Source organism: Amnibacterium sp. CER49 (assembly GCF_029846255.1).
In the GTDB taxonomy this organism is placed as follows: domain Bacteria; phylum Actinomycetota; class Actinomycetes; order Actinomycetales; family Microbacteriaceae; genus Amnibacterium.
The window spans coordinates 1,746,284-1,758,238 of sequence record NZ_JARVWQ010000001.1 but is presented as its reverse complement, the minus strand read 5'-3'; the positions used below and the strand labels follow the sequence as shown (position 1 = coordinate 1,758,238).

General features: G+C 74.2%; 14 protein-coding genes and 1 riboswitch. Of the genes, 8 read left to right on the top strand and 6 right to left on the bottom strand.

The genetic code is table 11. The features are described 5' to 3' along the window. Positions 1–19: 19 nt before the first annotated feature. A complete protein-coding gene (locus QDR37_RS08610) occupies positions 20–688 on the bottom strand; it encodes a hypothetical protein (RefSeq protein ID WP_279713212.1) in 669 nt (222 codons plus the stop codon). A gap of 197 nt (positions 689–885) precedes the next feature. Here QDR37_RS08610 and QDR37_RS08605 point away from each other — a divergent pair, with 197 nt between their 5' ends. The 4 genes from QDR37_RS08605 (at position 886) to QDR37_RS08590 (ending at position 2,949) form a co-directional block, all read left to right on the top strand. Further along, complete coding sequence (locus tag QDR37_RS08605) at positions 886–1,380, top strand: MarR family transcriptional regulator (protein WP_279713211.1); 495 nt, start codon at positions 886–888, stop codon at positions 1,378–1,380. Positions 1,381–1,443: 63 nt separating this feature from the next. Continuing rightward, positions 1,444–1,569: a hypothetical protein gene (locus tag QDR37_RS08600; RefSeq protein WP_279713210.1), complete on the top strand. Its 126-nt coding sequence runs from the start codon at positions 1,444–1,446 to the stop codon at positions 1,567–1,569. 16 nt (positions 1,570–1,585) lie between these two features. Next, positions 1,586–2,527: a glycerophosphodiester phosphodiesterase family protein gene (locus QDR37_RS08595; RefSeq protein ID WP_279713209.1), complete on the top strand. Its 942-nt coding sequence runs from the start codon at positions 1,586–1,588 to the stop codon at positions 2,525–2,527. A gap of 29 nt (positions 2,528–2,556) precedes the next feature. Further along, the gene (locus QDR37_RS08590) at positions 2,557–2,949 is read left to right on the top strand and encodes a DUF3054 domain-containing protein (protein ID WP_279713208.1); all 393 of its coding nucleotides are present in this window, start codon (positions 2,557–2,559) and stop codon (positions 2,947–2,949) included. Here QDR37_RS08590 and QDR37_RS08585 read toward each other — a convergent pair whose 3' ends face one another. Genes QDR37_RS08585 through glyA form a run of 3 tightly spaced genes read right to left on the bottom strand, consistent with a single transcriptional unit; the run spans position 2,950 to position 6,110 of the window. Beyond that, positions 2,950–3,879 (bottom strand): aldose 1-epimerase family protein, encoded by a 930-nt coding sequence (locus tag QDR37_RS08585; RefSeq protein ID WP_279713207.1) that lies wholly within the window; start codon positions 3,877–3,879, stop codon positions 2,950–2,952. 9 nt (positions 3,880–3,888) lie between these two features. Further along, complete coding sequence (locus QDR37_RS08580) at positions 3,889–4,767, bottom strand: tetrahydrofolate dehydrogenase/cyclohydrolase catalytic domain-containing protein (protein ID WP_279713596.1); 879 nt, start codon at positions 4,765–4,767, stop codon at positions 3,889–3,891. 50 nt (positions 4,768–4,817) lie between these two features. Further along, a complete protein-coding gene (glyA, locus tag QDR37_RS08575; protein ID WP_279713206.1) occupies positions 4,818–6,110 on the bottom strand; it encodes a serine hydroxymethyltransferase in 1,293 nt (430 codons plus the stop codon). A gap of 74 nt (positions 6,111–6,184) precedes the next feature. After that, positions 6,185–6,268: riboswitch (ZMP/ZTP riboswitch) on the bottom strand. 35 nt (positions 6,269–6,303) lie between these two features. Here glyA and QDR37_RS08570 point away from each other — a divergent pair. The 3 genes from QDR37_RS08570 (at position 6,304) to QDR37_RS08560 (ending at position 8,501) form a co-directional block, all read left to right on the top strand. Beyond that, complete coding sequence (locus tag QDR37_RS08570) at positions 6,304–6,447, top strand: hypothetical protein (protein ID WP_279713205.1); 144 nt, start codon at positions 6,304–6,306, stop codon at positions 6,445–6,447. A 744-nt stretch (positions 6,448–7,191) separates the two neighbouring features. After that, positions 7,192–7,374: a hypothetical protein gene (locus QDR37_RS08565; RefSeq protein WP_279713204.1), complete on the top strand. Its 183-nt coding sequence runs from the start codon at positions 7,192–7,194 to the stop codon at positions 7,372–7,374. 44 nt (positions 7,375–7,418) lie between these two features. Beyond that, positions 7,419–8,501 carry a hypothetical protein gene (locus tag QDR37_RS08560; protein ID WP_279713203.1) on the top strand — a complete coding sequence of 361 codons (1,083 nt, stop codon included), beginning with the start codon at positions 7,419–7,421 and terminating at the stop codon, positions 8,499–8,501. Here QDR37_RS08560 and QDR37_RS08555 read toward each other — a convergent pair. Both QDR37_RS08555 and QDR37_RS08550 read right to left on the bottom strand, forming a co-directional pair. Beyond that, positions 8,449–9,630 (bottom strand): DUF58 domain-containing protein, encoded by a 1,182-nt coding sequence (locus QDR37_RS08555; protein WP_279713202.1) that lies wholly within the window; start codon positions 9,628–9,630, stop codon positions 8,449–8,451. The two genes, QDR37_RS08560 and QDR37_RS08555, sit on opposite strands and share 53 nt — an antisense overlap. Then, positions 9,627–10,607 carry a MoxR family ATPase gene (locus tag QDR37_RS08550; RefSeq protein ID WP_279713595.1) on the bottom strand — a complete coding sequence of 327 codons (981 nt, stop codon included), beginning with the start codon at positions 10,605–10,607 and terminating at the stop codon, positions 9,627–9,629. The genes QDR37_RS08555 and QDR37_RS08550 overlap by 4 nt, the downstream gene beginning before the upstream one ends. Before the next feature lie 101 nt (positions 10,608–10,708). On the opposite strand from QDR37_RS08550, the gene purU reads away from it, so the two are divergent. Next, entirely contained in the window at positions 10,709–11,563 is an 855-nt protein-coding gene (gene purU, locus QDR37_RS08545; protein WP_279713201.1) for a formyltetrahydrofolate deformylase, read from the top strand. Positions 11,564–11,955 lie beyond the last annotated feature (392 nt).

The window sequence follows — 11,955 nt, the reverse complement described above, 5'->3', positions numbered from 1 at the left end:
CTCCCGAGAAGGGGGCGGATCAGCTGTTGAACGTCCAGGTCAGGGGCACCGTGGCCTTGAGGCCCTGGTAGGCGTTCGCGGCGGTACCGGTCCAGCTGTTGTCCATCTGCACGGTGATGACGTAGGTGTTCGAGGTGTTGGCAGCGAGGGTGCCGAGTCCGAGCGCGCCGGTGCCGCCATAGGTGGTCAGCGAGGTCGTCGACGATCCGTACACGGTCGAGCCGCCCTGCAGCGCGATCGTGATGAACATGTGCGCGCAGAGGTCGGTGGCGCTGCCGTTCACCGCTCCGTTGGCGCTCTGCACGCAGGCACCGGGGGTGAGGGTGAACGAGTTCGCAGGCACCGTGCCCGTGTTCTTGATGGTGACGGTCGTCGTCACGATCTTTCCCGGGACGAACTGCAGGTTCCCGCTGAACCCGTCGAGCGTGGTGCAGGTCGCCGAGTTCGTCGACACGGTGGTCGCGTCCGTGCTCGTGCACACCGGCGTCGCGTTCCCGTTCGTGGTCTCCTGCATGGTCAGCACACCGCTCGCGGCGGTGTTCGTGCTGTTCTGGATCGACGCGACGAACCCGGACAAGGTGCCCGTGGTCGATGCGGCGAGGAGGGCGGCGGCGAGCGCGCCGCCGGCGACGACGACCGGTGCGAACCGCAGCCGGCGGAGTGCTGGGCTCTTCGTGAGCTGCGGCATGAGCTTCTCCAAGATGACGGGCCCGAGCGTCGGGCATCCCTGATCGGTGGGCCGAAGGTAGTTCGACGATCGAGCATTCCGGCTCTCCGGCAATCCGTTTCGCGCGCAAACGCCCGTGAACTGGGGGCACGAGGGCGTGTCTCCGCTCCCTAACGTGGACCCGCACGATGCAGGCCTTTGGGGGAAGGGATGCCCGCATGCTGTTCGACACGGTGCCGGTGAGGAACGAGCTCGTCCGCTCGCTCGCCGACTCGGTCCGCACGCTCGACTTCGAGTTCCGGCGGCTGCGCCAGCGGGTCGCCATGAGCGCCCGCATCACGCTCGCCGAGTTCGACGCGCTCGTCACCGTCTCGCAGTCCGACGATCCGGTCACCCCGAAGCAGCTCGCGGCGGTCCTCGGCCTCACGACGAGCGCCACCACCGCCGTGCTCGACCGGCTCGAGGCCGCCGCGCTCGTGGCGCGCCGCCCGCATCCGCACGACCGTCGCAGCCTCGTCGTCGCCCTGCAGCCGCGGGGCGAGGAGATCATGACGGACCTCTACGCGCGCTTCGTCGAGGCCTTCGAGCCGATCGCGGCCGGCGACGCGTGCCCCGGCGACATCGCGGACCTCGTCGCGCTGCTGCGGTGCATCACCACGACCGTCGCCGACGCGCACCTCGAGACCGCCGAGCCCACCCGGCTCGCCGGCTGAGGGTTCTCCCGGCGTTCACACGAGCGACGCGGAGACGACACATGGGTGCACCACGCTTGACGCGTGGACCCGAAGCACACCCCGCCGCCCGTGGAGGACGAGGGCGTCCCGCTTCTCGTCGAGGAGATGGGCCGCCGCCCCCGCGCGCGGCGGCGAGCCCGGGACGACCGCTGGCGCCGGTTCGACTGACCCCGGCGACCCTGCCGTGACTCGGCCCCTCGTGCTCGGGCACCGCGGCGCCTGCGGATACCTGCCGGAGCTCACGTCCCCGGCGCTCGAGCTCGCGCTCGCACAGGGCGCGGACGGCGTCGAGGTCGACGTGGTCGCCTCCCGGGACGGCGTACCCGTCGTGCGGCACGAGCGCGAGCTGTCGGCGTCGACGGACATCGCTGCGCGACCCGAGTTCGCGGACCGGCGGCGAGAGGGCCTCCTCGACGGCGTGCCCGCCGTGGGCTGGTTCGCGGAGGACTTCGACTGGGCGGAGCTCGCGACCCTGCGCGCCCGGGAGCGCATGCCCGCGCTCCGTCCGCGCAGCGCGGCGCACGACGGCGAATCGGCGGTGCTGCGGCTCGCCGACGTCGCCGCGCTCGTCGCGAAGGCCGGATCGCTGCTCGTCGTCGAGCTGAAGGAGCCGGCCTTCTCGGCGGCGCTCGGCCTGCCCCTGCCGGAGCTCGTGCTGGGTGAGCTCGCCGGAGTCCCGGCGTCACCGCGGATCGTCGTCGAGAGCTTCGAGAAGTCGGCGCTCGCGGACCTCGCGGCCCGCGGCGTCGCCTGGCCGCTCGTCTACCTGCTCGACGACCACGGCGCGGCGGCGGACGAGCACGGCCCGGTCCGTCGCACCTACGCCGACGAGCTCGCCGACCTCCGCCCGCTGACCGCGTTCCGCGGCGTGAGCGTGCCCATCCCGCTCGTCACCGACGCGCTCGTCCGCCGCGCGCACGAGGCGGGCCTCGAGGTGTGGACCTGGACGCTCCGACCGGAGAACCGCTTCCTGCCGCACCGCTACCGGCGCGGGACCGACGCCGTCGCCACCGGCGACTGGCGCTCGGCCTGGACCGCGCTGCTCTCCACCGGCGTCGACGCGGTCTTCGCCGACCACCCGGACCTCGCGGTCCGGGCCCGGTCGCACGTGCGCGAGCGCCCCTGACCGTCCGCAGCCCCTGCGAGGATCGGAGCGTGGACCCCCGTATCCGGATCGCCGGCGCCGCCCTCGCCGACCTGGTCCTCGTGCTCGTCTTCGTCGGCATCGGTCGCGAGAGCCACCGCGAGGCGATGTCGGCCGGCGAGCTGCTGGGCACCGCGTGGCCGTTCCTCGTCGGGCTCGCCGTCGGCTGGGCCGTCGCGCGCGCCTGGCGGGCGCCGATCGCGATGGGCCGCACGGGCGTGCCGGTCTGGCTCGGCACCGTCGTCGTCGGCCTGCTGCTGCGGGCGGTCACCGGTCAGGGCGTCCCGGTGCCGTTCCTCGTCGTCGCCACGTTCGTGCTCGCGGCGCTCCTCGTCGGCTGGCGGGCGCTCGTCGAGGTGCTCGACCGTCGCTCCCGTCGGCCGCGGGCGTACCGCCGGTTCTGATCAGGTCGCGGGCAGCAGCCGGATGCCCCACGAGACGACGAGCTGCTCCCCCGGCTCGAGCCAGGTGAGCCCGCGGCCGTTGTTGAGCGCGTCGGGCGCACACGTCATCGGCTCGATCGCGACGGCGTCGATGCGGCCCTCGTCGGTCTCGTAGATGCGGCTCGTGAACACCTGTGCGAAGGCGAACCCCGGGTCGGCGTGCAGCTCGACGGCGCGGCCGTCGGGCGCGACGACGCGGTGCCGCACGCGGCCGTCGACGAGCGCGAGATCGGTGAAGGGGGTGTCGAGGTCGGCGTCCGCGAGCGGGCGTCCCGATCGCAGGTCCTCGGCGGTGCCGTCGACGGGGCGCGTCCCCGTCGGGATGCCACCGTCGGTCTCGAAGACGGTGTCGGCGAGCACCTGCACGGAGAGGTCGCGCATCGGTGTGTCGCCGACCCGCAGGTAGGGGTGCACACCGATGCCGACCGGCGCCCGGCTGTCACCCGTGTTGTGCACGCCGTGGGTGACCGCGATGCCGTCCTCCACGAGCTCGAAGCGCACGGAGACGTCGAGGAGGAAGGGGTAGCCGTGCTGCGGGAAGACGCGCGCCGCGAGGGTGATGGCCGACTCCGAGCGGTCGGTCACCCGGTAGCCGGCGTTGCGGAGCAGCCCGTGGATCGCGTTGCCCGCCTTGGGCTCGGTGAGGTCGAGCTGCTGCGGCTCCCCGTCGAGCGTCCAGCGACCGCCGGCCACGCGGTTCGGCCACGGCACGAGCGTCACGCCCGACGCCTGCGACGGGATGCCGTCGCTCGTGTAGTCCTGCACGATCGGGGTGCCGCCCACCACCAGACGACGGAGGCTGGCGCCCAGCTCGGTGACCGTCGCCGTCACCTCGCCCCCGGCGTTCGGAAGGGTGAGGACGTGCTGCTCGCCGGTCGCCGGGATGCCCATCCCGTCAGCCTAGGAAGGCTCCCCGAGCGCCCGCTCCGCGGCTGACACGACGTTCGCGACGAGCATCGCGCGGGTCATCGGCCCGACACCGCCGGGGTTCGGCGAGAGGACCCCGGCGACGGCGGCGACGTCCGGATGCACGTCGCCGAGCAGGCGCGGGCGTCCCCCCACGGGATCGATGACGCGCGCGGCGCCCACGTCGAGCACCGTGGCGCCCGGTCGGACCCAGTCGGCCTCGACGAGCCACGGCACACCGGTCGCGGCCACGAGCACGTCGGCCTCCCGGGCCACCGAGGCGAGGTCCGGGGTGCGCGAGTGGGCGAGCACGACCGTCGCGTCGATCCCCCGGCGCGTGAGCAGCAGCCCGAGCGGCCGGCCGACCGTGAGGCCGCGGCCGAGCACGACGACACGGCGTCCGGCCACGGCGACGCCGCCGCGCACGAGGAGCTCGAGGAGGCCGGCGGGCGTGCACGGCACCGGGCCGGGCGGCGGCCCGTCGACCGCGAGCACGAGGCGACCGAGGTTCAGCGGGTGCAGGCCGTCGGCGTCCTTCGCGGGGTCCACGGCCTCGAGCACGCGGCGCGCGTCGATCCACGGGGGCAGCGGCAGCTGCACGAGGAACCCGGTGATGCCGGCGTCCGCGTTCAGCAGGTCGACGGCGGCGAGCACCTCCGCCTCGGTGGCGGTGCCGGGGAGGTCGATCCGGTACGAGTCGACACCGACCTCCGCGCAGTCGCGATGCTTGCCGGCCACGTAGGCGCGGGAGCCGGGGTCGTCGCCGACGAGCAGCGTGCCGAGCCCCGGGGCGATCCCCGCGGCGCGCAGCGCGGCGACCCGGACGGCGAGCTCCCGCTTCACCGCCGCGGCGGTGGCGACGCCGTCGAGCAGCCGGGCGCCGGCCCCGCCGCTTCCCGCGGGCGGGACCGGCGCCTCCTGCGTCACCAGTCCTCGAGGCCCTCGTAGAGCGGGAACCGGCCGGCGAGCGCCGCGACCTGCTCGCGCAGCGCGGCGACGTCGGCGCCCGGCGTGAGCGCCTGCGCGATGAGGTCGGCCACCTGCCGGAACTCGGGCGCCGCGAAGCCGCGGGTGGCGAGCGCGGCGGTGCCGATCCGGACACCCGAGGTGGTCATCGGGGGCCGCGGGTCGAACGGCACGGCGTTGCGGTTCACGGTGATGCCGGCCTCGTGCAGCAGGTCCTCGGCAGCGCGACCGTCGATCTCGGAGTCGCGCAGGTCGGCGAGCACGAGGTGCACGTCGGTGCCGCCGGTGAGCACGTCGACGCCGGCCGCGCGGGCGTCGGGCGCCGTGAGCCGCTCGGCGAGCAGCTTCGCGCCCTCGACGGTGCGGCGCTGGCGCTCCGCGAACTCGTCGGAGGCGGCGATCTTCAGGGCCACGGCCTTCGCGGCGATCACGTGCATGAGCGGGCCGCCCTGCTGACCGGGGAACACCGCGGAGTTCAGCTTCTTCGCGTACTCGTCGTCGCGGGCGAGCAGCAGACCGGAGCGGGGACCGCCGAGCGTCTTGTGCACGGTGGTCGAGACCACGTCGGCGTACGGGATCGGCGACGGGTGCAGCCCCGCGGCGACGAGGCCCGCGAAGTGCGCCATGTCGACCCAGAGCTTCGCGCCGACCTCGTCCGCGATCGCCCGGAAGGCGGCGAAGTCGAGCTGCCGGGGGTAGGCGCTCCAGCCGGCGATGAGCACGGCGGGCCGGTGCTCGAGGGCGGCGTCGCGCACGCGGTCCATGTCGATGCGGAACGTCTGCGGGTCGACGCCGTAGGCGACCGCCTTGTAGAGCTTGCCCGAGAAGTTCAGCTTCATGCCGTGCGTGAGGTGGCCGCCGTGCGCCAGCTCGAGCCCGAGGATCGTGTCGCCGGCGTTCGCGAGCGCGGCGAGCACCGCGGCGTTCGCGGTCGCGCCCGAGTGCGGCTGCACGTTGGCGTAGCCGGCGCCGAAGAGCGACTTGGCCCGGTCGATGGCGAGCTGCTCGGCGACGTCGACGAACTCGCACCCGCCGTAGTAGCGGCGCCCGGGGTAGCCCTCGGCGTACTTGTTCGTGAGCACGCTGCCGGTGGCCTCGAGCACGGCGCGCGGCACGAAGTTCTCGCTCGCGATCATCTCGAGGGTCGTGCGCTGGCGGTCGAGCTCCTGCCCGAGCACGGCGGCGATCTCGGGATCGACCTGGCTCAGCGGGTCGGCGAAGGTGGAGGGGCGGACGGCGACGTCGGTCATGACCTGGCTCCTAGGGTTCGAGCGCGAGGCGCTCCGGGTTCGGACGGGATTCGGCGCACGGGTGCGTGCGGTTCGTGGCCGGCCCAGGCGTGCGGCAGGTCCGTCTCAGTCGCTCCCCGGTGGTTTGGTCCACCTGAACGCCAGTCGCGACGAGCCGATCCTACGTGCCCGCGGACGCCGCGCGGCAGGCCGTGTGCGCAGCAGCAGCGACCGCGGCGCGAGCGCGGCCCGAACCCTGGCCGGCAGCGACGCGCGGTCGCGGAAGCCCTCGATCACGGCGTCGACGTCCTCGGGCGCCACGGTCGCGGTGCTGGTGCCGTACGAGGTGCGCTCGTAGGCGCCGCGCACCCGGGCGAGGGCGGGCGCGGCGCGCGGCGCGAGGTCGCGCTGCAGCGCCTGCTCGGCGCCGCGCGGGCTCAGCCCCTTCGGCGGCGGCAGCCCGAGATCGGCACCGGTGTCGAGGATCTCGCGCCAGCCGACCTCGGCGGGCCCTGCCCGTCTCAGCCGGGCGAAGCGGCGGCGCCGCAGCAGCACGCGGAGCAGCGCGGGCAGCAGGAGCAGGACGACCACGCCGGCGCCGATGCCGACGCCGCGGAGCACCGGGAGGACCACGGAGGCCGGGTCGCTGCGGTGGCCGCCGTTCACACCCGAGGCCGCCGCGGTCGGGGCGACGGTCGGCGCGGCGCTGCCGCGCTGCTTCGGGTCGAGGCTCGCCTCGGCGGACTGCTGCGGCACCGGCGCGTAGGTCGGCACCGTTCCCCGCCCGGGTGTCGGCTCGAACCGCACCCACCCGATCGCGTCGAAGTACAGCTCGGGCCACGCGTGCAGGTCGTCGCTCGAGACGGAGTAGGTCGCGGTGCTGTCGACGATGGTGCGCTCCCCCGGCTGGTAGCCGACGACCACCCGGGACGGGATGCCTTCGAGGCGGGCCATGACCGCCATCGTCGACGCGAAGTGCACGCAGTACCCGGCCTTCACCTGCAGGAACTTCGCGATCACGCCGAGGCCGTCACCGTCGTAGCCGTTCTGCGCCGGTGTCTGCTCGTCGTAGAGGAACGTGCCGCTGCGGAGGTGGTTCTGGATGGCGAGCGCCTTGCCGTACGGCGTGCGGGCCGCGCCGGTCCAGCTGTCGGCGGTCTGCCGCACCACCGTCGGCACGTCCTTCGGCATCCGCAGCGTCTCGGGGTCGCCTGACGGCACGGAGGTGCTGGCGCCGCGGAGCGCAGGGGCGCTGGTGTCGACCTCGGCGGTGACGACCGTGTAGTGCTCGATGGGCGCCGACTCGTCGCGCCGCAGGAGGGTCAGCCCGTGGCTGTCCCACGCGAAGCCCTGCACGCCGAGCACCTGCTCGGCCGGGTACGGCAGCGGCAGCCGCTCGCCGATCGCCGATCCGTCGGCGGCGGTGACGCGGGTGACGGCGGTGCGGACGGCCGACTCCTTCAGCAGGCCGGGCGCGGACGGCGCGGCGGTGTCGCCGGCGAAGCGGTCGGCGCCCTGCGGCGACCACGTCGACCCGGTGAAGTCCTCGAGCACGGCGAGCCGCAGGTAGACGTCCTGCTTCGACGTCGTCTCGTACGAGAGCACCGGGGTCTTCGGACCCCGCCGCAGGTTGTCGCCGAGGCGGATGAGGGGGTCGGCGCCCGGCCCGAACAGCGGCTGGAGCGGCAGGCCCTCGGCCGTCTGCACGAGCGGTGCGGGCAGCACGACCTGCGCGAGCAGAGCGAGCACGAGCGCGAGGGCGCCGCCGCCCGCGAGGCCGGAGAGCCGCGGGGCTGCGCCCCGCGCCCAGCGGTCGGCACCGATGACGAGCAGCACCGTCGCGGCGACCGCGACGAGCAGCCAGCCGTTCGTGCCGGTGCGCAACGCCTTGCCGGGCACGATCGCGAGGGCGAGCACGATGAGCATGGCCGGCAGGGGGGCGCGGAGGCCGACGGCGACGAGGTCGACGAGCACCGCAGCCGTGGCCGCGCCGGCCGCGATGAGCAGCTCGATGCCGGGGGTCGCTCCGGCCGGCACGGTGTCGGCGTAGATCTGCGCGGAGGCGTCGGCGAGCGTCTGGTTCACCGTGAGGGAGGACGCCGTCGTCGGCAGCACGAGCAGCAGGCCCTGCCCGGCGCCGTCGACCGCGGTCGCGAGCATCGGGATCGTCGTGAGGCCGAGGATCGCCGCGGCCGCGTGCGTCGCCCCGAGCGCCCGGGAGCCCGCGCTGACCGCGACCGCCACCGCGCAGAAGACGATGGAGAGCGTCCACCAGCCGGTGCCCTGCACGATCGGCAGGAACGAGAGGGTGGCGACGATCACCGCGATGGTGCCCGCGGCGGAGAGCGATCCGGTGCGCTCAGGCACGGGACCACGCCTCCTCCACGGGCCGGCGCGGGTCGAGCACGGTGACCCGCCAGCCGCGCGGCACCCTCACCTGCTGCGACACCGCACCGACCACCGAGACGAGGCCGACGAGACCCTGCCCGGCGGGCGGCAGCTGCTCGAGGTCACCCGCGCCGCGAGCGCCCGTGACCACGTGGAGCACCTGCACGTGCTCGCCGCGCACGCGGCGCACGAGGTCCGCGGGCTTGACGTTGCCGTCGGCGGTGGCGACCGTCGCGAGGGCGAGCAGCGCGGCGTCGCCGTCCGTGGCGATCGGGCCTGCGAGGTCGGTGGCGAGCCGGACGGTCGAGCCGCGGGCATCGACGGCGGCGACGAGCGACGCCACGCACTCGATCGCCCACTCGAACACGAGCGGGTCGTTCCAGATCATCTCGCGCACGTCGAACACGAGCGCGGTCGACAGCGCTGCGGCGGCGGCCTCGGAGCGCACCATGAGCTCGCCTCGGTGGGCGGTGGCCCGCCAGTCGACCTGCCGCATCGGGTCGCCGGCCCGGTACTCGCGAGCGATGATGTCGCGCTGGTCGCCGGTCAGGCCGAACACGGCCACCGCGTCGGGATCGAGGTCGGCGCGGGTCGCGGCGCCGGGGGGCACGAGCTCGTGCACCGTGGGGAGCACGGTGAGGCTCGCGCTGCCGCCGCCCCGCCGCATCGCGACCGCGACGCCGAGCGCGTCGGTGCGCTCGAGGCGCAGCGGCCCGATGGTGGCGATGCCGCGCCGCTTCGGGGTCACGACGTACTCGGCCTCCGTCGCGGCGAGGCCGGCACCGAGGCGCGGCAGGCGGCCCGAGGCCCGGCCGGTGAGCTGCAGCGACACCGGCACGATGTCCGTCCACTCGGATCCCGCGGCCACCGACCCGCCGATCGTGAGCCGCACCGTGACCGGCCGCCGCGGCTCCGTCACGTCGGGCGCGATGCGCCGCTCGACGTCGATGCTGATCGGGGCGAGCATCGTCACGACCACGCCGGCGGCGACCGCGGCGCCGCAGAAGAGGGAGACCGCGAGCAGGGCGGGCCACCCGGCGATGTAGGCGACCAGCAGGCCGACGATCGCGGCGCCGGCGAGCAGCCAGCCGCGCGCGGTGAGCCGTACGGGCGGCAGGTCGTCGAGGCGGGGCCTCGCGAACCGGAGCCTCACTGCAGGGGGACGGGCGTGGTCTTCACCACCCGCTCGACGATCTTGATCGCCGCAGCGGTCTGCCCGTCGCGGGAGTCGACCCCGGTGCGGCGGAGCACGAGCCGGTGCGCGAGCACGGTGGGCGCGAGCGCCTCGACGTCGTCGGGCAGCACGAAGTCGCGGCCGTCGAGCAGCGCGGCGGCCTTCGCGGCGCGCACGAGCTGCAGGCTCGCCCGCGGGCTCGCGCCGAGCCGCACCTCGGGATGCGTGCGGGTGGCGGCCACGATCTCGAGCACGTAGGTCTCGACGGCATGGGAGACGAACACGTCGCGAGCGGCGATCGCGAGCCCGGCGAACCGGCCGGGCGGGAGCACCGGCTCGAGAGCGTCGATCGGGTCGACCCGGTCGTGCGAGCGGAGCATCGCCCGCTCGGACTCCTGGTCGGGGTACCCCATGGAGATGCGGGCCATGAAGCGGTCGCGCTGCGCCTCGGGCAGCACGTAGGTGCCCTCCATGTCGACCGGGTTCTGGGTCGCGACGACCGTGAACGGCTCGGGCAGCGGCCAGGTGGCGCCGTCGACGGTGACCTGGCTCTCCTCCATGCACTCGAGCAGGGCCGACTGCGTCTTCGGGGACGCGCGGTTGATCTCGTCGCCGATGACGACGTTCGCGAACACCGCCCCGGACTTGAACTCGAAGCGTCCGCTGCTCTGGTCGAAGACCGAGACGCCGGTGACGTCGGAGGGCAGCAGGTCGGGCGTGAACTGGATGCGGCTCACGGTGCCGCCGGTGGCGCGGGCGAGCGCCTTGGCGAGCATCGTCTTGCCGACGCCCGGGACGTCCTCGATGAGCAGGTGACCGCCCGCCAGCATGACCGCGAGGGCCGCGCGGATGACCTCGTCCTTGCCGTCGATGACCGTGGCGACCGCCGCCAGGATGCGCTCGGCGATCGGGCGGACGTCCTCCAGCGTCTCGGCATCGAGTGCGGGACGGTCGATGATCGGGCCCTTCTCTTCGTCAGAGTGGGATCACACTAAACGCTCCCGGTGACGCGCCTGCGTCCCACGGATGGAGAAGGGCTGTGGATACAGTGAGCGCCGTGACCGGGAGCACCCACTGGGTCCTGACCCTCGTCTGCCCCGACCGGCCGGGCATCGTGCACGCGGTCAGCGGCGCCGTCGTCGCGGCCGCCGGCAACATCACCGAGAGCCAGCAGTTCAGCAGCGCCGACACCGGCCGCTTCTTCATGCGCCTCCAGGTCGAGTCGGCCGCGACGCGCGAGCAGCTCGCTGCGCACCTCGGCCGGGTGGCCGCCGAGTTCTCGGCCGAGTGGCGGCTCGACGTGGTCGGCCGGCCGCTGCGCACCCTCGTGCTCGTCTCGACCGCGGCGCACTGCCTGAACGACCTGCTGTTCCGGCAGCGCTCGGGGCTGCTGCCGATCGAGATCCCGCTGGTGCTCGGCAACCACGCGACGCTCGCGGGGCTCGCCGGGTTCTACGGGGTCCCGTTCGAGGCGCACGCGGTCGCGGATCCCGCGACGAAGCAGGCCTTCGAGGAGCGCGTGGTCGCCGCGGTCGAGGAGCACGACGTCGAGCTCGTGGTGCTCGCCCGGTACATGCAGATCCTCTCCCCCGCCCTCTGCGAGCGCCTCGCCGGCCGCATCATCAACATCCACCACTCGTTCCTGCCGGGCTTCAAGGGCGCGAACCCGTACAAGCAGGCGCACGAGCGCGGCGTCAAGCTGATCGGGGCGACGGCGCACTTCGTGACGAGCGACCTCGACGAGGGGCCGATCATCGAGCAGAACGTGGTGCGGGTCGACCATGCGCACTCCGTGCGCGAGCTCGTCGCCATCGGTCAGGACGAGGAGAGCCGCACGCTCACGCAGGCGGTGCGCTGGTTCGCGGAGGACCGCGTGCTGCTCGACGGCCGCCGCACCATCATCTTCCGGTGACCTCGGGGCCACCGAGGGGCGGCGCCGGGACGCCGGGTCGAAGGCTGTCCTTCCGGGCCTGCGCCGCGTCCTGAAGCGGGGCGAGTGATCCCTCCCGGCTCGGCCAGGGATCCGGCTCGCGTCCCCGACCCGCTCGACCACGGATGCGGACGACGGCACCCGATCCGGACCCTGGTCCGAATGGGTCGCGGATCCGCCGCTCTGCCGGATCCGCGGCGGCGCGACGCCGTTCCCTCCCGCGGCGCGCCGCGGTCGGTGGCGGCGTCGGCGAGGCATGTCGCTTCAGGAGCGCCTGAAGCATCCTTCGAGTTCGCCAGGACCTGGCACTCCACCACGCCGAGTGCTAACCTCGTGCGTGTTGAGCGAGGTCCGCTCAACCCGGCTCCCACCCC

Excerpts from the sequence above, each read along its gene's own strand:
- QDR37_RS08585 (WP_279713207.1), bottom strand. The coding sequence starts at position 3,879 with ATGGGCATCCCGGCGACCGGCGAGCAGCACGTCCTCACCCTTCCGAAC.
- QDR37_RS08605 (WP_279713211.1), top strand. The coding sequence starts at position 886 with ATGCTGTTCGACACGGTGCCGGTGAGGAACGAGCTCGTCCGCTCGCTC.
- QDR37_RS08610 (WP_279713212.1), bottom strand. The coding sequence starts at position 688 with ATGCCGCAGCTCACGAAGAGCCCAGCACTCCGCCGGCTGCGGTTCGCA.
- QDR37_RS08565 (WP_279713204.1), top strand. The coding sequence starts at position 7,192 with ATGGCGAGCGCCTTGCCGTACGGCGTGCGGGCCGCGCCGGTCCAGCTG.
- glyA (WP_279713206.1), bottom strand. The coding sequence starts at position 6,110 with ATGACCGACGTCGCCGTCCGCCCCTCCACCTTCGCCGACCCGCTGAGC.